Annotated in this window: 25 protein-coding genes and 1 pseudogene; 10 read left to right on the forward strand and 16 right to left on the reverse strand. The window is 60.0% G+C overall.

Features of this window, described 5'->3' with window-relative positions; translation table 11 throughout:
- Nucleotides 1-510 precede the first annotated feature (510 nt).
- A complete protein-coding gene (locus tag ACOYW2_RS13490) occupies nucleotides 511-1,761 on the reverse strand; it encodes a glycosyltransferase family 4 protein (RefSeq protein ID WP_482770748.1) in 1,251 nt (416 codons plus the stop codon).
- Nucleotides 1,758-1,925, reverse strand: a complete 168-nt coding sequence (locus ACOYW2_RS13495; RefSeq protein ID WP_482415904.1) for a hypothetical protein — start codon at nucleotides 1,923-1,925, stop codon at nucleotides 1,758-1,760. Before ACOYW2_RS13495 ends, ACOYW2_RS13490 begins: the two co-directional genes overlap by 4 nt.
- Nucleotides 1,926-2,176: 251 nt before the next feature.
- Here ACOYW2_RS13495 and ACOYW2_RS13500 point away from each other — a divergent pair, with 251 nt between their 5' ends.
- Nucleotides 2,177-3,604 carry a deoxyribodipyrimidine photo-lyase gene (locus ACOYW2_RS13500; RefSeq protein WP_482770749.1) on the forward strand — a complete coding sequence of 476 codons (1,428 nt, stop codon included), beginning with the start codon at nucleotides 2,177-2,179 and terminating at the stop codon, nucleotides 3,602-3,604.
- A 430-nt stretch (nucleotides 3,605-4,034) separates the two neighbouring features.
- Here ACOYW2_RS13500 and ACOYW2_RS13505 read toward each other — a convergent pair whose 3' ends face one another.
- The 13 genes and pseudogenes from ACOYW2_RS13505 to ACOYW2_RS13565 all read right to left on the reverse strand — a co-directional run bounded on the left by ACOYW2_RS13505 (nucleotide 4,035) and on the right by ACOYW2_RS13565 (nucleotide 17,872).
- Complete coding sequence (locus ACOYW2_RS13505; RefSeq protein ID WP_482770750.1) at nucleotides 4,035-4,619, reverse strand: DNA-3-methyladenine glycosylase I; 585 nt, start codon at nucleotides 4,617-4,619, stop codon at nucleotides 4,035-4,037.
- Nucleotides 4,620-4,655: 36 nt separating this feature from the next.
- Nucleotides 4,656-5,726, reverse strand: a complete 1,071-nt coding sequence (gene mutY, locus ACOYW2_RS13510) for an A/G-specific adenine glycosylase (protein ID WP_482770751.1) — start codon at nucleotides 5,724-5,726, stop codon at nucleotides 4,656-4,658.
- A gap of 526 nt (nucleotides 5,727-6,252) precedes the next feature.
- Complete coding sequence (locus tag ACOYW2_RS13515; RefSeq protein ID WP_482770752.1) at nucleotides 6,253-7,155, reverse strand: DMT family transporter; 903 nt, start codon at nucleotides 7,153-7,155, stop codon at nucleotides 6,253-6,255.
- 404 nt (nucleotides 7,156-7,559) lie between these two features.
- The gene (gene maeA, locus ACOYW2_RS13520) at nucleotides 7,560-8,489 is read right to left on the reverse strand and encodes an oxaloacetate-decarboxylating malate dehydrogenase (RefSeq protein ID WP_482770753.1); all 930 of its coding nucleotides are present in this window, start codon (nucleotides 8,487-8,489) and stop codon (nucleotides 7,560-7,562) included.
- Nucleotides 8,490-8,559: 70 nt separating this feature from the next.
- Nucleotides 8,560-9,282: pseudogene (locus ACOYW2_RS13525) on the reverse strand (NAD-dependent malic enzyme); the annotation flags it as partial.
- Nucleotides 9,283-9,442: 160 nt separating this feature from the next.
- Nucleotides 9,443-10,192 (reverse strand): succinate dehydrogenase/fumarate reductase iron-sulfur subunit, encoded by a 750-nt coding sequence (locus ACOYW2_RS13530; RefSeq protein ID WP_482770754.1) that lies wholly within the window; start codon nucleotides 10,190-10,192, stop codon nucleotides 9,443-9,445.
- Complete coding sequence (locus ACOYW2_RS13535; RefSeq protein WP_482770755.1) at nucleotides 10,189-12,102, reverse strand: fumarate reductase/succinate dehydrogenase flavoprotein subunit; 1,914 nt, start codon at nucleotides 12,100-12,102, stop codon at nucleotides 10,189-10,191. Before ACOYW2_RS13535 ends, ACOYW2_RS13530 begins: the two co-directional genes overlap by 4 nt.
- 361 nt (nucleotides 12,103-12,463) lie before the next feature.
- Complete coding sequence (locus tag ACOYW2_RS13540; protein WP_482423360.1) at nucleotides 12,464-12,778, reverse strand: succinate dehydrogenase/fumarate reductase transmembrane subunit; 315 nt, start codon at nucleotides 12,776-12,778, stop codon at nucleotides 12,464-12,466.
- Nucleotides 12,779-12,816: 38 nt separating this feature from the next.
- Nucleotides 12,817-13,098, reverse strand: a complete 282-nt coding sequence (locus ACOYW2_RS13545) for a succinate dehydrogenase/fumarate reductase transmembrane subunit (protein ID WP_482423361.1) — start codon at nucleotides 13,096-13,098, stop codon at nucleotides 12,817-12,819.
- Nucleotides 13,099-13,153: 55 nt separating this feature from the next.
- A complete protein-coding gene (sucD, locus tag ACOYW2_RS13550) occupies nucleotides 13,154-14,026 on the reverse strand; it encodes a succinate--CoA ligase subunit alpha (protein WP_482415895.1) in 873 nt (290 codons plus the stop codon).
- Nucleotides 14,027-14,053: 27 nt separating this feature from the next.
- Nucleotides 14,054-15,214 carry an ADP-forming succinate--CoA ligase subunit beta gene (gene sucC / locus ACOYW2_RS13555; RefSeq protein ID WP_482770756.1) on the reverse strand — a complete coding sequence of 387 codons (1,161 nt, stop codon included), beginning with the start codon at nucleotides 15,212-15,214 and terminating at the stop codon, nucleotides 14,054-14,056.
- On the reverse strand, nucleotides 15,211-15,930 hold the full coding sequence (locus ACOYW2_RS13560; RefSeq protein WP_482770757.1) for a TetR/AcrR family transcriptional regulator: 720 nt from the start codon (nucleotides 15,928-15,930) through the stop codon (nucleotides 15,211-15,213). The genes sucC and ACOYW2_RS13560 overlap by 4 nt, the downstream gene beginning before the upstream one ends.
- Nucleotides 15,931-16,222: 292 nt before the next feature.
- On the reverse strand, nucleotides 16,223-17,872 hold the full coding sequence (locus tag ACOYW2_RS13565) for a sigma-54 interaction domain-containing protein (RefSeq protein ID WP_482770758.1): 1,650 nt from the start codon (nucleotides 17,870-17,872) through the stop codon (nucleotides 16,223-16,225).
- Between the two features lie 374 nt (nucleotides 17,873-18,246).
- On the opposite strand from ACOYW2_RS13565, the gene ACOYW2_RS13570 reads away from it, so the two are divergent.
- The 9 genes from ACOYW2_RS13570 to ACOYW2_RS13610 all read left to right on the forward strand — a co-directional run bounded on the left by ACOYW2_RS13570 (nucleotide 18,247) and on the right by ACOYW2_RS13610 (nucleotide 23,976).
- Complete coding sequence (locus tag ACOYW2_RS13570; RefSeq protein ID WP_482770759.1) at nucleotides 18,247-19,047, forward strand: tetratricopeptide repeat protein; 801 nt, start codon at nucleotides 18,247-18,249, stop codon at nucleotides 19,045-19,047.
- Nucleotides 19,037-20,029, forward strand: coding sequence for a hypothetical protein (locus ACOYW2_RS13575; RefSeq protein WP_482770760.1), 993 nt, complete (start codon nucleotides 19,037-19,039; stop codon nucleotides 20,027-20,029). The genes ACOYW2_RS13570 and ACOYW2_RS13575 overlap by 11 nt, the downstream gene beginning before the upstream one ends.
- Nucleotides 19,980-20,753: a 4Fe-4S dicluster domain-containing protein gene (locus ACOYW2_RS13580; RefSeq protein ID WP_482770761.1), complete on the forward strand. Its 774-nt coding sequence runs from the start codon at nucleotides 19,980-19,982 to the stop codon at nucleotides 20,751-20,753. The genes ACOYW2_RS13575 and ACOYW2_RS13580 overlap by 50 nt, the downstream gene beginning before the upstream one ends.
- A gap of 57 nt (nucleotides 20,754-20,810) precedes the next feature.
- Nucleotides 20,811-21,107, forward strand: a complete 297-nt coding sequence (locus ACOYW2_RS13585; protein ID WP_482770762.1) for a hypothetical protein — start codon at nucleotides 20,811-20,813, stop codon at nucleotides 21,105-21,107.
- A 13-nt stretch (nucleotides 21,108-21,120) separates the two neighbouring features.
- On the forward strand, nucleotides 21,121-21,723 hold the full coding sequence (locus ACOYW2_RS13590) for an FMN-binding protein (RefSeq protein ID WP_482770763.1): 603 nt from the start codon (nucleotides 21,121-21,123) through the stop codon (nucleotides 21,721-21,723).
- Nucleotides 21,724-21,762: 39 nt separating this feature from the next.
- Nucleotides 21,763-22,284 carry a 4Fe-4S binding protein gene (locus ACOYW2_RS13595; protein ID WP_482770764.1) on the forward strand — a complete coding sequence of 174 codons (522 nt, stop codon included), beginning with the start codon at nucleotides 21,763-21,765 and terminating at the stop codon, nucleotides 22,282-22,284.
- A complete protein-coding gene (locus ACOYW2_RS13600; RefSeq protein ID WP_482423369.1) occupies nucleotides 22,281-22,499 on the forward strand; it encodes a hypothetical protein in 219 nt (72 codons plus the stop codon). Before ACOYW2_RS13595 ends, ACOYW2_RS13600 begins: the two co-directional genes overlap by 4 nt.
- 35 nt (nucleotides 22,500-22,534) lie before the next feature.
- Entirely contained in the window at nucleotides 22,535-22,855 is a 321-nt protein-coding gene (locus ACOYW2_RS13605) for a DoxX family protein (protein WP_482770765.1), read from the forward strand.
- A 251-nt stretch (nucleotides 22,856-23,106) separates the two neighbouring features.
- Entirely contained in the window at nucleotides 23,107-23,976 is an 870-nt protein-coding gene (locus ACOYW2_RS13610) for a DMT family transporter (RefSeq protein ID WP_482415885.1), read from the forward strand.
- Between the two features lie 258 nt (nucleotides 23,977-24,234).
- Here ACOYW2_RS13610 and ACOYW2_RS13615 read toward each other — a convergent pair whose 3' ends face one another.
- Nucleotides 24,235-24,873 carry a flavodoxin family protein gene (locus ACOYW2_RS13615; protein ID WP_482770766.1) on the reverse strand — a complete coding sequence of 213 codons (639 nt, stop codon included), beginning with the start codon at nucleotides 24,871-24,873 and terminating at the stop codon, nucleotides 24,235-24,237.
- Nucleotides 24,874-24,973 lie beyond the last annotated feature (100 nt).

Raw genomic sequence — 24,973 nt, forward strand, 5'->3', positions numbered from 1 at the left:
GACATCTGTGCGTAATACGTCGGTCCATTATGCTCAATCACAACAATACCTCCCTGCAGATCAACCTGATTTATATCCAAACGGATGCGTCGAGCAAACGCACTCCCGCTCTCCCTCACAAGCCGTATGCAGCAAGGCACTGAACCGGTATTCATTGTTTGACCGCAATGAGCCGCCATCAAGAAAAAAACGATCCACCACCTTTGCCACACTATTCCCACGGCCCCGCATCGGGGGATCCAAGATCCGCAAGCGCCCTCTGCGTGCTGCCGGGTCCGGGACCACAACGGAATACGCTGCGGTGGGAACCCCACACACGGGCTTGATACAAAGCCGTACGCCAGAATAGACATAGCCTACAAACATAGTCACAGCGTGTCAACACTGTTCGCTTTCACTATACAAATATGCTGAGGTTTACATAAGCCAACAGGAAACACCTTAGTTCCCCATGAGATCACCGGCTCCCCTGAAGGCATAACAGGCGATTTACATGGCACAATTCACGGGTCAGGCGGAGCGGTGGGAATTCATCACCCGGCGATACACGTCGACGGTCTCTTCGGCCGTCCGCCTCCAGACAAACCGGCTGTGGACCCTGTCCTCCCCTTTGCGAGCAAGGGCTGCGGCCGCATCCCCATCAGCCAGAAGCGCCTTCAAGCCATCCTTCAGGGCCGTTACATCACCGGCCGGGACAATGCGCGCCGCATCCCCCGCCACCTCGGGCAAGGCACCTCCGTCCGTGCAGACCACGGGCACGCCGCAGGCCATGGCCTCGCCAACGGGAAGGCCGAACCCCTCGTACAGGGAGGGAACCGCCGCCACAGACGCCCGGGCATACTCTTCCACCAGGCGCCGATCCGAAACCCTGCCGGTGAACTCCACCACCCCGGAAAGCCCCAGGGACGACACCAGACGCTGCACAATACCGCCCTCCTTGGGCTGACCAATAACCGTGAGCTTCACATCGCCCTCGTCCTTCATGGCGGCCACCGCGTGCATCAGATAGTAGAGGCCCTTCAAGGGGCTGTCCGCGCTGTTGGTCACGATGATCCTGCGGGGGTCTTTGGGAATCTCCGGCAAAGGATAAAAACGGGCTGTGTCGATGCCTATGGGGATGACGTGCAGCTTGCTCGGAGAGACGCCAAAATCTGCCGCGATATCCGTTTTCGATACCTGGGAAACGGTGATGACGGCAGGGAGCTTTCGCGCCACACGTTTCTGCATGCCGATAAACGAGTACCAGCGCATGGCCCGTGCCCGCTTCCACAGATTCCGGGTGCTCATCACGGCGATGTCCCGGTCCCGGGTCATGGGGTGATGGATGGTGGCGACCGTGGGGATCTTCCGGCTCACCGAAAGAAGCCCCCAGGAGAGGGACTGGTTGTCATGGATAATGTCGAACCGGTGGCCCTCGGACTCAAAAAACCGCCGGGCGCGCACCCCGAAAGAGAAGGGCTCGGGGTAGCCAAGGGTGGAGTTGAGCCACCATTCGGTAAACTTGAGGGGATCCTTCAACTGGCTGTAGCCTGCCCCATTCTCCATGGTCTCGGGGCTGTAGAGATCCAAACCCGGCAACACAGTAAGGCCGATGTCCTCGTCAAGGATGGGAGCAGGCTCCCCGGAAAGAACGTGGACCCGATGTCCCAGATCGGCCAGGGCCCTTGCCAGATGGCGAATGTACACCCCCTGGCCACCGCAATACGGGTTGCTCCGGTAACTCACCAGACAGATGCGCAACGAAGGCTGTGAATCACTCATCGCAGGGACCTCCTTTCAAGGCCCGGCACCCGGTGGGGCTTTCTCCCTTCGATCACATACTCCCAGATATAAAGAAAAAGTCCCGCCACATACCCCAAACCGGGGAGCAGCAGGACAATGGCAACTTCAAAATAATTCCGACACCACGCCTTAAACTCTTTCATCACATGTCACCTGATCCATCGTCACTGTTAAACACATCTTTTCCTTTCCGGAAGCCCGGACAAAAACCAACCTAACGCACAGTGAACCGCCTTGAAACCCTTATTTCAAGGCAACGCATCACGTCAGGAGCCCTGCTCCGACGGTTACGTCACCCCCATCCTCCTTGTCCCGGGACGCCGCCTGTGAGAAAATGAAGGCCACATGTTTCAGCCACAGCCTGTCCCGTCAACCTAACCGCACCGGAGTTCCCATGGTTATCACCGCCAACCCGTTTATCGATGCAACGCGTATCCACCATCTCAACAATCGACGTCCGACCAGGGGCCGCTACGTTCTCTACCTTATGCAGCAGAGCCAGCGCACCCGGTTCAACCACGCCCTGGAATACGCTGTACAACGGGCCAACGACGAGAGCCTTCCCCTGCTCACGGTCACAGGCCTCATGGAGGGCTACCCCGAGGCCACCTGGCGCCACTACCACTTCATGATGGAAGGGCTCTGCGACGCCCAAAAAAACCTGAAAGCACGAGACATCGGGTTCTGCATCCTCCCCGGGGTTCCGGCCGATGTTGCCCTTGGGCTCTCGGGTGACGCAGCCCTTATCGTCTGCGACCGGGGCTACCTCAGACACCAGCGCAGCTGGAGAATCAAAATTTCCGCCATGTCACCGTGCCCGGTGGTGGAGGTGGAATCCGACGCCGTGGTGCCGGTTGAGTGTGCATCCACCAAGCGGGAATACGCCGCCCGCACCATCCGGCCCAAAATCGAGAGGCTCCTGGATCGCTACCTGGTAGGGCTCGCCCCCACGCCTGTAAAGGTCCCCTTTCCTACTGCCCTCCTTCCCAAAGGCGCTATCGATCCAAGCAAGGGGGTACCGGACCATTTCAACGTGGACCGAAGCGTGGCGCCTGTCAGCCGGTTCAAAGGCGGGGAAGACGAAGCCCAAAAAAAACTGGCCCACTTTGTGTCGGAGACCCTTCCCCGCTACGCGTCCCTGCGAAACAAACCCGAGGAAAACGCCATCTCCGAGATCTCCCCCTACCTCCACTTTGGGCAGCTCTCCCCCCTGGAAGCGGCCCTTGCCGCAAGCCACGGGGGAACATCCTGCCCCGAGGACGTGGCCGTTTTCCTGGAAGAGCTCATCGTCCGCCGGGAGCTGGCCATCAACTACGCCTGGTTCGAACCCGACTACGACACCTTCGAGGCTGCAGCCCCTGCCTGGGCGCAGGAAACCCTTGCCGCCCGGGGTATGCAAAAGAACCTCTACACACAAGAGGAACTCACGGCCTGCAAGACCCACGACCCCTACTGGAACGCAGCCATGGCCGAAATGGTCCACACCGGGTTCATGCACAACTACATGCGAATGTACTGGGGGAAAAAAATACTGGAATGGTCACACGATGCCAAAGAAGCCTTTGAAACAGCCCTCTACCTCAACAACCGCTACTTTCTGGACGGACGGGACCCCAACTCCTATGCCGGAGTGGGCTGGACATTCGGCCTCCACGACCGCGCCTGGCCACAGCAGCCGGGCTTCGGCAAAGTGCGCTCCATGAAGGCATCCGGCCTGAAACGGAAATGCAATATTGAAGGGTATGTAAAACGGGTGGAGGAGTTGGTTAACAAAGAGGGTAAAAAAAAGCCTTCGGCGGCGAGGGTGGCGAGGCCACAATAGCGAAAACACCTCGAAAGCATATTGGCCTTCGGCTCGGACCTCGCCCGATATAAAACTGACGGCTTATGCGGGATGGAGGCAGATCCTCCGAAAAGCATTCCCAGGCGGAGCCTGGGAATGAAGCGCACCCCGCTAACAGGCTCTTCCCTTCGTTCCTCAGGGACGTCACATGTGCTGACGGGCTGCGCCCGAAATCAACGATGTGGGGTATTATACCCTACTTATTTGCTTCGCTCCCAGGCTCTGCCTGGGAGTGTGCATAGCAAGGCTCCGCCTTGCCGATATCAAAGGCCGTACATGGTTCACGCACAGGCATTGGCATTACCCAACATGGAGGCAGAGCCTCCGAAACGCGTTCCCAGGCGGAGCCTGGGAACGAAGCGTAAAACCGGTCGCATGATGGCTGCATTCATGCATTGGCCATGGGGTTTCAAGGTGCCCCCACCTTGCCGCCCAGCTCGCGGTATCGGGGGCAGGTCACCAGGTGATCGTTGACCATGCCCACGGCCTGCATAAAGGCGTAGCAGATGGTGGAACCCACAAAGGTGAACCCCAGTTTTTTAAGGGCTTTGCTCATGGCATCGGACTCCGGGGTGCTGGGGGGCACATCTCCCATGGTTCGAAAACCGTTGTCCAGGGTCTCGCCGCCGGTGAATCCCCAGAGAAGCTCGGAGAAGGCCCCCGGGGATTCTTCCAGGGCGAGGAAGGCCTTGGCGTTTTTCACCGCGCCCCTCACCTTCAGCTTGTTCCGAATGATCCCGGGATCGGCCAGGAGCGCCTCGACCTTGGCCTCGTCGTAGAGGGCGATCTTCTCCGGGGCAAGCCCGTCCATCACCTCCATGTAGTGCGCCCGCTTTTTGAGCACCGTGATCCATGAGAGCCCGGCCTGAAACCCTTCAAGCAAAAGCATGGCAAAAAGTTTTCTGCTGTCGTGCTCTGGCACGCCCCACTCGTCGTCGTGATAGGCCACGTAAATAGGGCTGTCCCCGCACCAGGGGCATCGTTCGTCTGTCATCAACTATCCTTCCTTAAACGTTTCATGTTGCCAGGATTATCCCAACGCCTCCACCAGCAGTGGAAACAATTTTCTATTGGCTGTGGGGAAGGCAAGGCGATCCAGGTCCTCCGTCGTAATCCAGTCTACGGGCTGCCCCTTTTTCGACGTTGGGGAACCGCCGCCAACCTCTGCCAGATAGAGATAAAGCTGCACCCGAAAATGCGAATAGGCGTGGGTCACGCTTCCCACCAGTTTTCCCACAGTCGGAACCACCCCCAGCTCATCCATGAGGCATCGCCCCAGGGCATCTTCGTGGGTTTCCCCTGTCAGGACCCGCCCTCCGGGGAACTCCCACATCCCGGCAAGATGGCCTTTGGCCGGGCGCTTCTGCACCAGGATTTTTCCGTCCTTCACCACCACGGCCAGGGCCACAGGGTAAAGAGGGACCGCCTTTTTGGCTCCCTTGACGGGAAAAGCCTCCTGCCTACTCAACGCCCGTGCTTTGCAACCGGACTTCAAAGGGCACCGGGAGCAATCGGGTCGCCTGGGCGTGCAGACCGTGGCCCCGAGCTCCATCATGGCCTGGTTGAAATCACCGGGCCGCGTTTCCGACACAGCCGAGTCCACCGCATCCTGAATGGCCCGTTTCACACCTGCGGATGTCACCACCCCATCAAGGGCAAAAAGACGGGTCACCACCCGGTTGACGTTGCCGTCCACGGCTGCCATGGAATGCCCGAAGGCAATGCTCTGGACCGCCGCACAGGTGTATGGCCCCACTCCAGGCAAGCTGGAAAAAGCCTCCGGCGTATCCGGCACCCTGCCCCCATGCTCATCCCGCACCTTCCGCATGGCCTTCAGCAGGTTGTGGCAGCGGTTGTAGTATCCCAGCCCCTCCCACATCTTGAGCACCCGGTCGTCCTGGGCATCCGCAAGGGCCGTGGCGTCGGGAAAGACATCGGTGAACCGATTGTAATAGGGAATCACCGTGGCCACCTGGGTCTGCTGAAGCATCACCTCGGAGAGCCAGATCCGGTAAGGATCCCTGCTCTGCCTCCACGGCAGGATCCGCTTGTGGGTGTCGTACCACGAGAGCAGAAGCCCCGCGTCCAGTATGTCTGTCATATGCGTCCTTGATGTTGCAGGTCTATGGTCAACGTTGCTGTGAAAAAGCAAGCCTCCGGCGGCGAGGTGAGCCACCTCGAAAGCTGATTGCCATTGCGCTTTGCCCTTCGTTCCTCAAGGCAAAGCGCAATGGCCTTCGGCTCGGGCTACGCCCGACATAAACGCTAATGGTTTGTACGGGCTGGCTCACAAGCTTCGAAATCAGAGGGTACGTTGTCGCTACTTGCCCATTGCCGATTTAACCGCACTGCCTCCGGCGGCAAGGGTGGGGGATTCCCCCTTGTCCCCTGGAGCGCCGCACTCCTGTGCGGCACGGGTAACGACGGACTAAAATGCCGCACCGGAGTGCGGCGCTCCGTTTCGGTCGATTTATCTCTGTTATTTTGAAGGGGCGGCCCAAACTTCATCCAAGAAGGACCAATGAAACAGCCCTTTCCTGCAAAAGCGGTTGCCATATGTCACACTCCATGCGAATGCCTCGAAAACGTCCGCATGATGTGAACCCCCATGCATTCGCCCTAAGGTTTCAAGGTGCCTTCACCTTGCACAGTGTCACCCACAGGGCAGCGGCCAGGATCATGGCCCCGCCCGCAAGGGACCGCGCCGTGGGCACTTCGCCCAGGAGGAGACAGGCAGCGGCGATGCCGTACACCGGCTCCAGGGACGCGATAATGCTTGCCTTTCGGGCCGAGACGGTTTTCATGCCCTGGATAAACAGGGTGTGGGAGACCCCGGTAAACAGAACGCCCAGAAGCAGGAGGTACCCGAGATCAATTGCCGTGGGAATTTGAGGGAAAAGAAAGAGAACGGGCAGGAGAACCAGCACAGCGGCGGCATCCTGCCAGAAGGAGACCACAGCGCCGTGGTACCTCTTTCCAAACCGGCGATTGAGAAGGGAGAGCACGGCAAAGGTCAGACCCGAGGCCAGGCCCCAGAGTGCCCCCTCGAACACAGGCTCTCCCGGATGAAAGCGGGGCACCACGAGAAACACCCCGGCAAGGGTCCACAAGGCCGGGGCAAGGGTTCGCCACCGAAAAGAGTTACTGTCAAAAAGGGGTTCCAGAAGTGTTGTGAACACAGGAAAGGTGGCAAAGGTCAGCAAGCCGACGGCAACGGACGACACCTGGATGGACCGAAAAAACGTGCCCCAGTGAACCGCCAGGATAAGGCCCTGAAGGGCCATCAGCAGGTAATCCCGCGTGGAAGCAAGACGCAGGGGACGTCCGGCCAGGAGAATCACTGGTCCCAGGAAGAGCGCGGCAAAAAACACCCGTCCGAACACAATGGCCACTGGGGAAAGGTGCACCAGCTTCCCAAAAAGCCCGGCCAGTCCGAAGAGCAGCGTGGCCGTATGGATCAGCATATAATCCCGGGACATGCCCGAAGCCATGAGTTCCTTTCCTGCGTTGGATGCGTGGGTTTCATTCATGGCCCTGTTATACCCGACACGGCCCCTCCTTCGCAAATGCTTCGGGGCTCGTTCCTCGCCCTCCGCATTTGCTTACGGGCTGCGCCCGTGTCTGGGTATCACGCTCAACCCATGTCATCGGGATACGGCGCAACAAGCAGAGCCAGAGCGATTAATCCCGATAATTAATGAGTTACAGCAACGCGCCCTATATTTTCAAGGTTTGTGGGACAACTCGTACAAACCATCAGCTTATGTATCGGGCGAAGCCCGAACCGAAGGCGCTTGCGCATTTTCCTGAGGAACGAAGGAAAATGCGCAAGCGCAATAAGCTTTCGAGGTGGCTCCACCTCGCCGCCGGAGGCTTGCTTTTTCCGGCGACTTTGAGCATAGAAGGCCTCTCCTATATTTACGCTTCCTAAATTTTAGGCCTCCAAGGGAAGGTAGACCGGTTTCCAGATCATGTTGTCCACGGCTTCGTCCAGGCGTTCGGGATCCATGCCGTGATCAAAGGAGCTGAAGGCGCATTTTCGGGCGACGCCTTCGCGGATGGCGGCGCGTCCCACGGCTTTGGCCACTTTGAGGGTCACCTCCTGGAGCCTGTCCACGGTGGGGAACAGGGCGCCGCGGGATAGGTCTTCGTTGCCGACGCAGTCTGCTGCGGCATGGGCGGCGGCCGTGAAAAAGCTGGGGAGCACCGTGGTGGCCCCGGAGGCGATGACGCCCAGGCCCACCCCGGGGAAGATGAAGACGTTGTTGCACTGGCCCACGCGATATTCGGAGCCGCCGTGACTCACCGGGTCAAAGGGGCTGCCCGTGGCCACGAGGGCTTTGCCGTCGGTCCAGTTGTAGATGTCCTCGGGAATGGCCTCGGTATTGGCCGTGGGGTTGCTCAAAGGAAGGATGATGGGACGCTCGGTGTTGGCCAGGACCTTGGTCACCACCTCTTGGGTGAAGCAGCCGTGCTGGCCGGAGGTTCCAATAAGAACGGTGACCCCCGCCTTTTCAATGACGTTTTCAAGGGCGCCGTCTTCTGAGCTGTTGAACCAGGGGAGCGCCCCGGGGTCCTTGGCGAATTTTTCTTTATACGGGTCGAGGCTGCGGTCCGTGGTGACCAGGCCGCGGGAGTCCAGGGTGTAGATACGGGCACGGGCATCGGCAACGGCCATGCCCTCTTCCACCAAGGCCGCCTCGATCTGCTCGGCAATGCCCACGCCGCCTGCCCCTGCGCCGTGGATCAGGTAAATTTGTTCTTTTAAGCCCTCGTTCTTGATCTTCATGGCAGCCAGGATGCCTGCCAGGGTGACGGAACCGGTGCCCTGGATGTCGTCGTTGAAGCTGATAAGATCGTTCACATAGGTTGCACATGAAAGCTTTCTGCTTGGAGAAGTCTTCCCACTGGCACAGGGCGTTGGGGAACACTTTTTTAAAGGCTTTGGCGAACTTCTCCACAAAGGCGAAGTACTCGTCCCCGGTGAGGCGCTTGTGGTGCCAGCCGATGTATTTGGGGTCGTTGAGGAGCTTCTCGTTGTCCGTGCCCACGTCCAGGGAGATGGGCAGGCAGTGCCAGGGCGCGATACCGGCCCCCTGGGTATAGAGCATGAGTTTGCCGAGGCAGATGGCCTGGCCCCCTGCCCCCTGGTCGCCAATGCCCAGGATGCCCTGGTTGTCGGTAACAACAGCCACACGGATATCCGCACGCTCGTAACGGCGCAGGATCTTTTCGGCATCGTCGATGTTGCCGGGATAGAAATGGAGGCCGTTGCCCTGGCGGAACATGGAGGAGAACCGCTGGCAGACGATCCCCACCGTGGGCGTGTACACAATGGACATGTATCGGGTGATATCGCTTGCAAGGAGGGCGTGGGCGAGGGTGGCGTTCCGGTCGAAAAGGGACCGGATGTAGATGAACTTCTCAAAGTCGCTAATCTTCTCCCGGATGATATCCTGGGCGTTCAATACCTGCTGGGAGAGGCTTTTGACTTCAGGGGGAACCAGCCCGCTGATTTCAAATAATTCGCGCTCCTCATCGGAGAAGGCCACCCCTTTGTTGGTGTAGTTGTGGAACAGAACCGCGTTGCCTTTGGCGTTGACCTTAAGGGCCCTGGTGTTGCCGTAGTCGTCAAACTGTAAATCGTAAATACCCATGTGTCGTCTACCCCCTTCATTGCTATCCGAGTCCCTGACTTTGTTTGCCTTGTTTCTCTGGCCGCATCCGAACCTCTATATCATGAACCCTGCAGGATGAATAGAGTCTTCGACTTAAATTTCAACCAGTTGTCAGGGTGAGCACGACACACACAATCAATCACTTAAAAAACGATTTCAAGAATTCGCGGTTCAGCTTCGAGATATGGGAAATGGAGATGCCCTTGGGGCAGGCCGCCTCACACTCCCGCTCGTTGCCGCAGTTGCCGAACCCCGCTCTACATGCAGGCCACCATGGACTCCACCCGTTTTTTGGCCTCGGGCTTTCCCTGGGGGAGGGGTCAGAAGTGGGAGACCCTGGCGCTGGTGAACAGCATGGCCGCGCCGTCTGGGCAGGCAGCCGCGACACTTGCCACCCGATGCACTCGGCGGCATCCATGGCCAGCTCGGCCTGCTCCTGGGAGACGGCCACGGCGTTGGCGTCCGGGGCGCCCCCGGTGTTCACCGAGATGTAGCCCCCAGCCTGGATAATGGCGTCCAGGGCCCCGCGGTCCACCACCAGGTCTTTAATGACGGTAAAAGCCCGTGAACGCCAGGGCTCGATAACCACCACATCGCCGTCTTCAAAGTGGCGCATGTGGAGCTGGCACAGGGTGGTCTCCTTCAGGGGCCCGTGGGCTTTGCCGTTAACCACTGCCCCGCAGGTGCCGCAGATCCCTTCCCGGCAGTCGTGGTCAAAGGCCACGGGCTCTTCCCCTGCCCTCACCAGCCGCTCGTTGAGGATATCGAGCATCTCAAGAAAGGATGCGTCCGTGGAGATGTCCCTCACCTCGTGGGTCTCCAGGTGGCCGCCAGAACCGGGACCGTCCTGCTTCCAGATCTTCAGGGTCAACCCGATGGTGTCCGTCATTTGTAGCTCCTTTGGCTCAGGGTGACGTTTTCAAAGCTCAAATCCTCCACCACCTTCTCCGGCTCTTCATCCTCTCCGCGGTGTCGCCAGGCAGCCACGTGGGCATAAGAGGTGTCGTCCCGCAGGGCCTCATGGTCTTCGGTCTGAAAGGCCTCGTTGAAGTGACTGCCGCAGGACTCCTGGCGGGCCCTGGCGTCCGCAATCATTACCTTGGAAAAGGAAAGGAAATCAGAGACCCGCATGGCTTTTTCAAGGTTCTGGTTGAAGGTATCCGCCGTGCCCACCATGGCGCGATCCTGCCGGAAAACCGCCTCCAGGGCCTCCACGTCGGAAAGGGCCGCGTCCAGGCCCTCGTTGGTGCGGGCCATGCCGCAATGCTCCCAGACGATGCGACCCAGCTCCCTGTGGATGTCATCGCAGGTCCGCTTGCCCGTGGATACCAGAAGCCCCTCGATGCGGGCCTTTGCCGCGGATTCCGCCTCTATGAAGGCATCCGATGATTCCGTGTGGGCCCCGAAGGGACGATCCGCCAGGTAGCCCCCCAGGGTGTAGGGGATAATAAAATACCCGTCGGCCAGTCCCTGCATCAGGGCACTGGCCCCGAGCCGGTTGGCCCCGTGGTCGGAAAAGTTGGCCTCCCCCAGCACAAAAAGGCCGGGGATGGTGCTCATGAGGTTGTAATCCACCCAGAGCCCGCCCATGGCGTAGTGGGACGCCGGGTAGATGCGCATGGGCGTGCCGTACGGGTCCTCGTCGGTGATGCGCTGGTACATGGAGAAGAGGTTGCCGTACTTTCGCTTGATCACCTCCTCTCCGTCCCGTTTTATGGCATCCCGGAAATCGAGGTAGACAGCGTATCCCGTCTCCCCGACGCCCAGGCCCGCATCGCACTGTTCTTTTGCACTTCTGGAGGCCACGTCCCTGGGCACCAGGTTCCCGAAGGCAGGATATTTGCGCTCCAGGTAGTAGTCCCGATCCGATTCTGGGATGGAGCTGGGGCTGCGCGTATCCCCTTTTTTCCTGGGCACCCACACCCTGCCGTCGTTTCGCAGGCTCTCGCTCATGAGGGTCAGCTTGGACTGCCACTGGCCGTGGACCGGAATGCAGGTGGGATGGATCTGGGTAAAGCAGGGGTTGGCAAACACGGCCCCCTTGCGGTAGGCGATCATGGCCGCCGACACGTTGCAGCTCATGGCGTTAGTGGAAAGATAATAGACATTTCCGTAGCCCCCGGTGGCCATGACAACAGCATCGGCGGCGTGGCGTTCCAGCTCCCCGGTGACAAGGTTCCGGGCGATGATCCCTGCGGCACGGCCGTCCTCCACCACCAGCTCCACCATCTCCCGCCGGGTAAAGAGGGTCACGCCTCCGCCCGCCACCTGCCGGGACAACGCGCCGTAGGCCCCCAGAAGAAGCTGCTGGCCGGTCTGGCCCCGGGCATAAAAGGTTCGCGATACTTGGGCCCCGCCAAAGGAGCGGTTGGCCAGGTGCCCCCCGTACTCGCGGGCGAAGGGAACCCCCTGGGCCACGCACTGGTCGATGATGTTGCAGCTGACCTGGGCCAGACGGTAGACGTTGGCCTCCCGGGCCCTGAAGTCCCCGCCCTTGATGGTGTCGTAGAAGAGACGGCGCACGCTGTCCCCGTCGTTCTGGTAGTTCTTGGCCGCGTTGATCCCCCCCTGGGCCGCGATGCTGTGGGCCCGCCTCGGGCTGTCCTGAAGGCAGAAGGTCTTCACCCGGTAGCCCATCTCCGCCAGGGTGGCAGAAGCCGACGCACCGGCAAGGCCGGTGCCAAGCACAATGACACTGTACTTGCGCTTGTTGGCGGGGTTCACGAGCTTCATCTCAAAACGATGCCGGTCCCACTTCTCCTCCAGAGGCCCGCCCGGAATCTTTGCGTCAAGAGCCATAAACCATCTCCTTGGGTCAAAAAAGGTCATTATTCAGTCAACAAAAAGCAGCCTCCGGCGGCCAGGTGGGGGCACCTGGAAACCCTATGGCGAATGCATGAAGGCAACCATTCTGCCTGCGTTATGGGGGCATTCGCGTGATGTGCGACATGTGGCAACCGTCTTTGCAGGAGCAGCCCATTTCATTCTTCTTAAAACACGATGCAGAACGTCTGGGATTCGTTTGACTTTAACCGGAATAGCTCCGGCTGCACGGTGAAGGGCACCCATCTCCCATAGAAGCTGGTTTCATCGTTCGAAGGGGTCTTCCTCACGATTTTACCCAGGCGTTCTGGCATGACGGGCTTTGCTTCCATCGCCCTTACAACAAAAAAAACACAAGAGGGATTGACCCGAATCCTATCCCCACCCCCACGGCCAGCCAGGTTGCGCACCGCATCAGCCAGGGGGTGCTGCCCTCGCCGTTTGCCCCCAGGCTCTGGAACGCGCTCCAGAAACCGTGGCTCACATGAAACGAAATGGCCAGAATACCCACAAGGTAGGCCCCCACGTAGGTAAGGCGGGAGAAGGTCTCCACCACCACGGGGTAGCGTGACGCCCCGGACGGAGGGGAGAACTTGAATCCGATGAGGTGAAGGACAATGAACGCCAGGGCCAAGAGGCCTGTGTAGATCATGGTGGCCGAGCCCAGGGTTCGGCCACCGTGACGGGCGGTTACCTGATACCAGGGCGTGCCCGCCGGTTCTCAAGGGCCAGCACCACCCCGGTGAGAACATGGGCCAGGGCCATCACGAGCAGTACAAACTCGGACGCCTTGAGCAAGAATCCCAGGGAGTGGAGCCTCTCCGTGTACTCGGCAAAGGCATCTGCACCCCGGAACAGGGTGAAGTTGCCTGCCAGGTGCACCACCAGGAACCCGCAAAACCCCAGCCCGGTGATCCCCATGAGCATCTTTTTCCCCACAGGTGTTGCGATTCGTCCGATCAGATCCATCATGTGTGCCTCCGGTTATGATTCCCATGGAGCCCACCCGCCGTGCAGGCGGAACTCCCTACCCGAACACTTCCCAGCAGGTCTCCCCCAGGCGGCCCAGGTTTTCGCACACGTGGACACCGCAGGAGGTCATGGCCTCCACCTTGGCCTGGGCCGTGCCGCTGTTGCCGCTGATGATGGCCCCTGCGTGGCCCATGCGCCTGCCCGGAGGCGCGGTAAGCCCTGCGATGAACCCCACCACGGGCTTGGTCATGTGGTCCCGGATAAACTCGGCGGCCTCCTCTTCGGCGGTACCGCCGATTTCGCCCACCATGACCACTCCCTTTGTCTCGTGATCGGCCTCAAAGGCCTTGAGGACATCCACAAAGGAGGTACCGTTCACCGGGTCCCCGCCGATGCCCACACAGGTGGTCTGGCCGATGCCCTGGTTGGAAAGCTGATGGACCACCTCATAGGTAAGGGTCCCGGAGCGGGACACCACCCCGGCCGGGCCACCGGGCCGGTGCATGGGCCCCGGCATGATGCCGATCTTGCACTCCCCCGGGGTGATGATACCCGGGCAGTTGGGACCGATGAGGCGCACGCCCGTCCCATCAATCACCTTTTTCACCCGGGCCATGTCCAGCACGGGGATACCTTCGGTGATGCAGACAATCAGTTCCAGGCCTGCCTCGGCAGCCTCCACGATGGCGTCGGCGGCAAAGGGCGGGGGCACAAAGATCATGCCTGCATTGGCACCGGTTTCCGCCATGGCCTCGGTCACGGTGTTGAACACCGGGGTCCCCTCATGGGTCTGCCCTCCCTTGCCCGGGGTGACCCCGGCCACCACCTGGGTTCCGTAAGCCTTGCACTGACCGGTATGAAAACTGCCCTCACGCCCGGTGATGCCCTGGACCAGCAATCGCGTGGATTTATCGACGAAGATGCTCACAGCTCACTCCTTTCCCGCAGGATCCGATCACGCCACGATGGCGGCGATCTTCTCCGTGGCGTCTTTCAGGTCAACGGCAGTCTGGAGGTCGAGGCCGGATTCTTTAAGGATGCGTCGGCCCTCCTCCACATTCGTCCCTTCCATGCGTACCACCACAGGGACGCTGATGCCGGTTTTGGATGCGGCCTCCACCACACCCCGAGCAAAGATGTCGCAACGCAGGATGCCCCCGAAAATATTGATGAGGACCCCTTTGACCTTGTCGTCTTTCAACAGGATGCGAAAGGCGTTCTCCACCATCTCGCTGGTGGCCCCGCCCCCCACGTCAAGAAAGTTGGCGGGCTCTGCCCCGGCCATCTTAATGAGGTCCATGGTGGCCATGGCAAGGCCGGCTCCGTTGACGATGTTGCCGATGTTGCCGTCTAAGCTGATGTAATTGAGGCGATGGCGGGAAGCCTCCACCTCCAGGGGGGCCTCTTCGGTGACGTCCCTTAAGGCAGAAATCTCTGCATGGCGATACAGGGCGTTGTCGTCAAAATCCACCTTGGCGTCCAGGGCCACGGCCTCGCCGTCTCCTGTGAGGATCAGGGGATTGATCTCCACCAGGGAGCAATCCTTGGTCTCGAAAAATCCGAACAGTTTTTGAACAAGGGCGGACACCGCTTTGGCTTCGCGCCCTTCCAGGCCCAGACCAAAGGTCACCCGGCGCAGGTGGCCGGGCCACAGCCCGGCAAGGGGCCCCACGCGCACCTTGATGATCTTTTCCGGGCTCTTCTCCGCTACCTCCTCGATCTCCATTCCCCCTTCGGAGCTTGCCATGATGACGATGTCGCCGGTGGCACGATCCGGCACAATGCCCAGGTAAAGCTCCCGGGCGATGTCCAGACCCTCTTCCACCAGGAGGGTGTGCACCTCCTTGCCCTCGGGGCCGGTCTGGTGTGTCACCAGGGTGGAGCCCAGAAGGCCCTTGGCCACCGATTCCGCCTCGTCGGCCGAGTTCACCAGCTTCACCCCCCCGGCCTTGCCGCGCCCCCCCGCATGGATCTGCGCCTTGACCACCACAGGCCAGTCTCCCATGCTCACCGCCCGGAAGGCCGCTTCTCCCGGTGTTCGTGCCACCGCCCCGTCAGGGACGGCGATGCCATGGGCCCTGAAGAGTTCCTTTGCCTGGTATTCATGGATCTTCATGGTTGTCTCCAATGCATAGAAGGTGGGTTGCCCGCATATTGGTCAGGCCCTGTGCCGCTCCCTGCCGAGGGCGCCCCGCCCTCTCGCGCCGCAGCCAGGATAAAGCGGGTTTGAAAAGCGATGTACCCTTCAAGGGTGTAGCGCCCCTTTAAAAACCATCGCCTGAAGGCCCACATATGGCCAATGACCATGATGGTGTGGGCCAGAAGCTCCACGGAGGAGGGCTCCATGGGAGCCAGAGTCCCCTCGTCCACGGCCTGCTCAATGCGCTCCACAAAGATATTGGTGATGCGCACCTCGCTTTCCAGAACGCGGCGCCGCCACTTTTTGGAAAGGGACGCGGTCTCCTGGTAGATCAGCTGAAGGTGATCGGCCATGGTATCGCATACCCGGATGTATACCCCGATGGCGGCCTCAAGACCGTCGATTCCCCGTTTCTCCCGCGCTATGTCGCGATGGATGCCCGTTTCTATTTCGTCGTGGATGGCGTCACAGACAAGGTAAAGGACATCGTCCTTGGATGAGACGTATTCGTAGAGGGATCCGATGGAAAAGCCAACGGCTTCTGCAATCCGGCGGGTGGGGGTTTTATGGAACCCCTTTTCGATGAAAAGATGAACGGAAGCATCCACAATCTGGCGACGGCGGGTATGGACCAGCTCCGGGTTTTTCACCTGGGAGACCACACCGGCTTCATCGGGACGTTTACGGGCCATGCTCCCTCCGGAATCGGAGACGTTGGATATTCGCGGGTGATAAACGTTCAGAACAGCACTGCAAAGAAAAACCGGGACAAACAGGCAGAGGATTCAGGATAAAACGGAGAGGAAATGAGGGCAGCAACGACCGGTTTCCTGAACGAGCGCTCAGTCATGGATACCATGAGCGTTTTTTCAATGTCAACCTTTTTACAATCAAATATAAACAGCACAATCAAGACCTTAAGCCGCAACGAATCGTCAAGAGTTCCCCGCTGCTCAACATCCATGGATCCGTAAGCGGAAAGCCCTACTGCTTCCAGGCGTCGGCCCGGATTTCCAGCTTGGCCATTTTATTTCTCAGGGTACTGGGATTGATGCCCAGAACGGCGGCGGCACCTGCGGGGCCGTGGACTTGCCCCCTGCAGTGGGAGAGGGCCGCCTCGATGCATTTTCGTGTCGACTCATCAAGGGTCTGGAGAGGATGTGCCGAAGCAGCGTTTTTCGTTTCACGAATCTGTGTACCCGGCCTCTGTTTTTCAAAGCAGGCGGCGACCTTCTCCTCCACCAACCGTTCCAGCTCCGACAGGTTCTCCCGCGTTTCCTGGTACAACGCCGGCTCCCGGGGCAACAACCGATCCAGGTAGAGGGGCCCCACGGGCCACAGGGTCATGGCCCGCTCCACAAGATTTTCCAGCTCCCGCACGTTGCCCGGCCAGGCATACTGCATCAACGCATCCACGGCCCGCGGTGCAAGGGAGGGGCTCTGGGGCAAGTTCAGCCTCCGGCGTATCTTTTCGATAAAATGGTACACCAGGGCTTCGAGGTCCTGTTTGCGCTCCCGCAGCGGAGGAACCGTAACAGGAAACACAAAGAGGCGGTAGTAGAGGTCCTCACGGAACGCCCCCTGCTTCATCATCGCCTCAAGATTGCGATGGGTTGCGGCAATGATGCGCACATCCACAGAGATGGAGTCCTTTCCCCCCAACCGCTCCACCACCCCGTTCTGGAGAACCCGAAGGAGCCGCACCTGAACCTGAGGGGGCAGCTCGCCCACCTCGTCCAAAAAGAGGGTGCCGCCGTGGGCCTGCTCAAAAAACCCGGGCCGACTCCGGGTGGCCCCGGTAAAGGCCCCCTTTTCGTACCCGAACAGCTCACCGTCCATGAGCCCCTCGGGTATGGCACCACAGTTGACCTTCACAAAGGGCGCGTTTCGACGCGGTGAGATCCGCTGCACCTCTTCGGCGATGAGCTCCTTGCCGGTACCGGTCTCCCCCAAGATGAGCACCGGCACCTCCCTTCCTTCCAGGCGTCGAACCACCTCCATAACGCTGCCCAGGCCGCCGAGGCCCCCGACGATGCGGTTGTCCCGAAGCTGCTCCAGGGCCCTTTCCAGCCCGCGCTTCTCCTCATTGAGCCGTTCCTGAAACGCCACTCGCTGAAACCGGAGCAGATCACATGGCCAGGGCAAGGGGGTGGAGAAGCAGGCGGAATCTCGCTCACGTCTGCAGAGCAGTTTTCCCTCCTTACCGATAAAGCAGAGATGCCCCACGGTTTCGTTACCGGACGTAAGGATCCCCACAAGGTACGCCCGGGGCTTGACGGGCAGCAGGTGCCCCAGGGCCTGGGCGTGCTTTGCGGCCCCCCCGTCCCGGCTTATTTTCCGTTCCAGGATGACGTCCCCGGCCTGCTCGAAATGGATCATCATCGCCCCTTCCCGGGGGGTGAGGTCCACCAGGGTCTCCACGTAATCGAAGCGGCCTTCACGCACGAGAAAAAGCAATTTTAAGGCATTGAGCCCCTGGGAGTACTGGTGCAGGGAGATCCCTTCCAGGGGGAAATGGTCCGCAAGGTGATTGAAGACCGACACCATGGAGTCGGCCAGTTCAAGGCTCCCGGAGAGATGGGAGACGGTCTCCTGAAAAAAGCGCAGATCATCTGTGGGGGAAGGGGCGGGCATGGGTCACCTCATATTGCCGAATAAAGTAATTTTTCATCTTATAAGACAAATATAGACCAAAATTACCTTATTTACCAACGCAACATCCCCCTCGAATCCACATTCCCTGTCATTTCAAGCCACTGCCTTTTGGCACACCCCTTGCTATCCCTAAAAAGCCGGTCGAGTTGCCGCATTCCACACACACGCCAGTCAAGGAGACACCCATGTCAACGGACATGCAACATAACCGCCCTTCCCTGATGCCGTCCCCATGGTCGGAAGAGGCTATAGAAAAGGCCATAGGGAAACTCAAACGCACAGAGCCCCCTGAGTCGCTCCGGGTTTTTCTGGAGAAACTAATTTAGAGATCCCGCAGACAAATAGCAGCCAGCATGCGCCTGCTGGCAAGGCTCCACAACGAGATGGGCCTGTCCTGGCTTCAAAAGGAAGAGATGGGCAAAGCCCGCACGTACCTTGACACCGCCGTCTCCCTTGACCCGGAAAACCTCAGGGCCGCATACAACCGGGGCAACATCGCCCTGTATGAGGAAGAATTTGAAGCAGCCTTGGAACGATATGAGGCCATCCTTAAAAAAGAGCCCGACCATGGGGGAGCCACCTACAACGCTGCCCTCTGCCATGCATTGACCGGCCGGGTGGCCGAAGCCCTGCCCCTGTTTGAGCGGGCCGTAGTCCTGTCCCCCGACTATGCCGGGGCCCATTTCTGGGCAGGGGAATGCCTTCTCCACCTGGAAAAACCCGATGCTGCCCTCCCCTACTTTCACAAGGCCTCGGCCCTGAACCCCGACCACCCGGAGTCCAGCCGGGGGCTTGCCATCTGCCTGTTCCACGCAGGCCGGCACGAAGAGGCCATCTGCCTGTGCGAGCACATGCTCGAAGCCTTCGGGCCGGAGCTCACAGCCCTGCGGGTGAAAGGAGACGCCCTGCTGGCACTGGGCCAACCCGTTGAGGCGGCCCAAAGCCATATCGACATGGCCCTCATCGACTTTGACGCACGGGAATTCCTGGTGAACCGGGCCAGAGTCCTCATGGAAACGGAGCCCGACAAAGCGCCCCCCTATGTCCGATGCGTCCTCGACCATTTTCCCGATTTCAAAAGCGCCCTGGATCCACAGGAGCCTTTCCATAAAGACCGTCCACAGGACGGAAGGAGCCAATCCCATGCCCAATGAAAAAGATGCCCTTGAAATCATCAACGATCCGGCCAACTTCACCGCCAAACCGGACTACCTGGAGCCGGAAGAGACCGAGGAAGCTGCCCCGCCCCCAAAAGGCAAGGAGCCGTCCGAAAAAGAGCCGGGCGGTTTTTCACGCCGCGGCTTCCTTAAAATAGGCGGCCTCACCGCAGCCGTGGCTTCGGTGGGGGGCGCCGGTGCCGCCGGTTTTGCCATCGGCCGCTCCGACGACGCCTACACAGGCTACAACCGCACCTACCAGGGCGGTGACATGTTCTTCAACCGCGAGCCCTTCAGAACAGACCTGCCCACCTTCTTCAAGCCCGTGGGCAAGGTGGAGCGCCCCGACTGGACCGAGTATCTCTTCCAGCGTAAGGCGGTCATCATGGGCTACATCAAGGAGGGCACCTGGACGCCCGACAAGGGCCTCAAAGCCCTGCCCGGCCCGGTGGGAGACTACTACCGCAGCCGGCCCAAGGAAGAGTTCGAGACCATGATGAAGGCCCTTGAAAACAGCGTCATCCGGGCCGAAGCGTGGAAGGCGGGCAAGCACAGGCGCTACGCCATTGCCGATGCCTACAACGCGTCCTTCAGGGACACCGGCATGTACAACCGATACGGCTCCACGGTTCCCGAAGACCCCGCGGAAAAATACGAGCAGACCGGCGTCCCCGTGCCCCCGGAGGAGTGGGACTACCGCCATATCTGGCGAAAAGAGCCCCTGAAGTTCAAGTCCCCCAAGCATGCCACCAAGCTCATCAAGCGCATGGCCCACATGTACGGCATGTCCCTGGTGGGGATGGCAGGAGACCTGGACCCCCCGTTTCATGTTCAAGGGACTCATGCGCGGCATGCCCAACCAGGGCCACGACAGCTGGGGCGACAAGGTCCCCGGGCACTGGAAGAGCATCATCGTCTTCGGAGTCCCCATGTACTGGGACAGCACGTACGCCGCCGTGGGGTACTCCACCTCCTTTGACGCCTATTTTCGGTCCCGGTGCGCCTCCGGCCTTCTGGAGCGGTTTATCCAGGAGCTTGGCTACCCCGCCCGTGCCCAGTTCCCGGGCCATCACTACGAGGTGATGATGAGCCCGTATGTCCAGCTCGCGGGATTGGGCGAATACAGCCGGGCCGGTGTGGTCATGGTGCCGGAGCTCGGGGCCAACTTTCGACCCGCCGCCGTCATCACCGACATCGAGTTTGAATACGACAAGCCCATCAGCGTGCGCATGGCCGACTTCTGCATGCAATGCAAAATCTGCGCGGAGGCCTGCCCCTCCGGGGCCATCTCCAAAAGCGACAGGCCGGAAACCGTCATACGGGGCTTCAAGCGCTGGCGCCTGGATGAAGAGAAGTGCCACCTCCAGTGGTGCAGCGGTCCCACCAGCGACGGCCTCGGGTGCCGGGTCTGCATCGGTCTGTGCCCCTACTCCCGCAAGAACACCTGGATACACACCATCTCCAGGGAGCTGGAACCCCGGGACCCCACCCATCTGGTCTCCAAGGGTCTCCTTGCCATGCAGACCAACTTCTTCAAGTACCCCGAAGCCGAAGAGTTCAAGTCGGACTGGGACGGCGGCAAAGAGGCCAACTACCACAAAGCGCCCTGGTGGATGCGAAGCGACGACTTCTTTGAAATCGAACGGACCTGGCAATGCCGCGAAGGACGTCAACATCGACCGAAGGCAGGCCCCTTTCCATAGGGGCTGCTTTCGGCAGGCAACCAAACGACGCACCAAAATCCTGAAAGGAAAAAAACGATGTTTCCGGATCAACAATACTCGACTGCCTGGATGGTCATGGGGGCCATGCAGGTGATCATCATCTTAAGCGCAAACACCTGGTTGAAAGAGAGTGGACGGCAGGTCCCCTGGTGGCAGACCCTGCTCATGTACGGCTGCTTTCTCTCCTTCTGCGCCGTGGTTGCAGGCGGCTTCACCCTGGCCGGAGAATACGAACGCAGAGCCGGTTTTTATTTCATCGGCTTTCTGGGGCTCCCCCACATCATCGCAGGCACGGTGATGCTCAAGCTCTTTGTTTTCAAGAAAAAGGCATAAGGAACACCTGTTCATGCAAAAACAGCACATGGAACGTGCAGCCGCCATCCTCTCCCTCCTGGTCCTGATCCTGGCCTGGGCCGGGGGGAGGGCCAGGCTCCAGGAGTCTGCCACGGCGCACATCCGGAACATCTCGAACACACTCACAAACATCTCCCAGGTAAGCGACCAGCTGTATCAGGCTGAACAGCGCAACGCGCCGGAGGCCCCCTTGCATATCGCCCTGGCAAGCCGCCCAAGCTACGGAGGCCCCCTGAAGGTTGCCCTGGCAGCCGATGAGAAAGGAACCATCCGGCATGTAGCCATCCTCAACAGCACCGACACCACCACCTACCTGGCCAAGGTGGTGGAAAGCGGGCTCCTCGATCCCTTTCCGGGCAGCAGGCTGGACACGCTCCCCGACGTCGACGCTGTCTCCGGGGCCACCATCTCCTCCACGGCGATCCTGGAAGGGCTCAGGGAAGCAGCAGCCCGCATTACCGCCGCCCGCACGGGTAAGCCCATGACCGCCCAAGGCGCCCCCGGCCCGGTGAACCCAAAAGAGCTCATAAAAAGCATGGTGATCGTGCTGCTCTTCGGCTGCGCCCTCTTCTTGGCCGGACGCCGCTTCCCCTAGTACGGCCGCGCCGCCCTGCTGACGGTCTCGACCCTGCTCTTGGGCGTCCTCTACAGCACCCAGTTTTCCCTTGCCACCGTGCACCTGCTCATCTCCGGGGGCTGGGCGCAGGGCCTTGCCTCCTACGCCGCCCTGGTCTGCCTGGCCTTAGCGGTTGCGGTCTTTCTCCTCACCCGCAAAAACCTTTACTGCGCCATCCTCTGTCCCTTTGGCGCGGTTCAGGAAGGGCTGGGACGCATGACGGGCTGCTCACCACCCAGGCGGACCCCATGGATGACCTGGTCGGCACGACTTGTGGCCCTTGCAGCCCTTTGCGCCGCCCTTTTTTTCCGGAACCCTTCCCAGGCGAGCTTCGAGCCCTTTGGCATGGCCTTTAACTTCACCGGCTCCGATGCCCTCTTTGCCATGACCCTGGCCGTGGTCATCGGCTCCCTCATGGTCAAGCGCCCCTGGTGCCGACTCTTTTGCCCGGTCACTGCTCTGTTTGACTATATCGGGTTTGTCCGCAGCCAATGGCACCGTCGCGCCATACAGGATGTCCGCCCCAAGGAGGCCCCATGACCTTTCGACGCATTGCAACGGCAATCCTCTTCCTGGCCTTTCTGGCCGCAAGCCTTCTGGAACTGGTTCCCAAATGGGAAGAGGCCGCAGGAAAAAAGGCGGGCTTCGTGCTCTATGTCCGAAGCACCGACACACAGGCCAAACCGGAAACCAACAAAAAACAGATCAGCCTTGAGAGCATTCTCAAGGCCAATGAAGGGAACAAGGACGGATAGCAGGATCCGTCACGCCCCGTCACAGGAGACGACCCATGACCATCGTCAAACTCATCACCTCCGCCCTGATCCTCATGGCCGGTGTTGCTAAACTACTGGGCGCAAAGCCCCTGGCCGATCAGTTCAAAGAGTTCGGCCTGCCCAAGCATGCCATGCCCCTCATCGGCGGCCTGGAGGTGTGCCTCGCCATGGGCCTTCAGATAGAGGCCCTCACCCTCGGTTCTTCGGCCCTTCTGGTCGTGACCATGATCGGTGCCGTGGCCGCCCACGTCAAAGCCCGGCATAAGCCGACCCAGAGCGCCCCTGCCCTGGTGGTGCTCCTCCTGGGCGCCGTGATCATGGCCGGGACCTTGTAACCATAAGGACAGCTCCCCTTTTGCAGGGGGTCTTCCTTCAGGGTTACCGCATTTAGATTTTTGCCTCCGGCGGCCCTGCCGGAGGCAACTGATTTTTAAATGCGTTAACCCTGGGTCTTTCCCGGACAGCCCTTGACATGGCACACAAAGGGCCGTAAAGCTTGATCTCGCGTCACGGCTCTGCCCATGGCGACACGTTGGTCTTATCCGCTGACGCGGGTCCGCATCAGATCCAGACAAAGGAGCCCCCCGTGCCCAAGCTCACCTCCCCCAGCCTCAAAGGCTATCTGTTTATCTTTGGAGCCGCCCTCCTCTGGGGACTCCTGGGCCCGGTCTCCCGGTACCTTTTTGCCGCCGGGGTCTCTCCCATTGAGGCGGGCTTTTTCCGAGCCCTTCTGACCTGGATCATGTTCGGTACCCATGCCGCCGCCAAACGACAGATGGCGGCAAAGAAAAAAGACCTGCCCGTCCTCTTTGCCTTCGGCTTCGTGGGCATCTCCCTTTTCTACGCCGCCAACATGATGGCCATCGACAAGGGCGGGGCAGCCCTGGCCTCGGTGCTGCTCTACACCGCTCCCTTCTGGGTCGCTCTCTTCTCCTTTTTTCTCTTCGGGGAACGCATGACCCTGATAAAGAGCATCGCCATGGCCCTTGCCGTGGCAGGGGTCTGGGGTATCTGTCTCGACGGCGGCCCCATGGCAGGTGAGTCCATAGCCACGGCCGTGCTCTGGGGGCTCACCGCAGGGATCTGCTACTCCCTCTACTACATCATCGGCAAGATGTTTTCGGGCACCTACGCCCCGTATACCCTCTTCTTCTGGATCCTTCCCACGGGTATCCTGGGCCTTCTTCCCTTTGTGGAGTTCACCCCCAAAACACCCGTCATCTGGTTCCAGCTCCTGCTCCTGGCCTTCTTCTCCTACAGCGCCAACAGCTTCTACTACCTGGGGCTGCGCACCCTGGCCCCCACCCGGGCCGTCCTCACCGCCACCCTGGAACCGGTGGTGGCCACCTTCTTTGCCTGGCTTCTCTGGAACGAGACCCTGGGGGTCCTGGGTTACGGGGGCAGCGTCCTCATCCTCACCGGGGTGCTCCTCACCATCCTGGCGCCGGAGCGGTAAACGCGTGGCGGGTCAAACGGGACGAGAAAGCTGAATGGTTTCAACAGATCATGGTCGATTCTCAATGACATCGTGCTGTGAGGCCCTCAGCCCGTAGGGTGAACTCTGTGCACCATGCCCGGGGAACCAAAACTCTTGGCGTTATGGGGTATCAGGGAAGGATGGAAGGCCGCCATTTTGGTGCACGGAGTGCTCCCTGCAGGTCTCGGAGTTTCGTCTGTTTCCAGATAAGTTGGCCAATACTCAGAGGCGGACTGCCTACCCGAAAAATTCAAGGGTCTGCGGAAAACTCTCTTTATGAGGCGCCATCGCTTTCCCCAGCCAGGCAATGGTCTCCCCCAGGTTCTTCATGTTGGCCAGCCCTTCGGCGTCTTCCAGCACATCCCCCTTGTTCAGGCCCTGACCAAGGTTCCAGTAGGTGGAACCGGGCACGATCATCTGGGACATCATGAACATGTGGTTGATGGTATCAAAGACGTGGGTGGCGCCACCCCGTCGTACGGCCACCACCGCAGCCCCGATCTTTCCCCGGAAGGCCCTGTCGTTGGCCAGGGCCACCATGCCGGAGCGATCAAGGAGAGCCTTGAGTTCGGCCGTCACATCGGTGAAATAGGTGGGAGAGCCCAGGATAATGGCATCGGCCCGGACCATTTTGGCCATGATCTCGTTGAAGCTGTCCTTTTTCAGGATGCAGAGGCCGTCCTTCTTCTCAAAACAGGAGCCGCAGGCGGTGCACCCCCGCATGGGTTTCCCGCCGATACGGACCATCTCGGTCTCCCAACCCGCGGCTTTAAGTGGCTCTATTGCATGATTTAAAAGCGTTTCCGTGTTTCCACCCTTTCTGGGGCTTCCGTTGACTGCAATAGCATACATAGCTGTCTCTCCTTGTGGATTCATGGATGGGACGACCGAAGCGCCCTCCTCAATGGTTTCACGTTTTCAAGGGATACATCCCTTGACCGTTCCTGACAGGTGCACTATCCATAAGGGAAACAGT

It is taken from the genome of Desulfoluna sp. CLI2B, assembly GCF_056847375.1.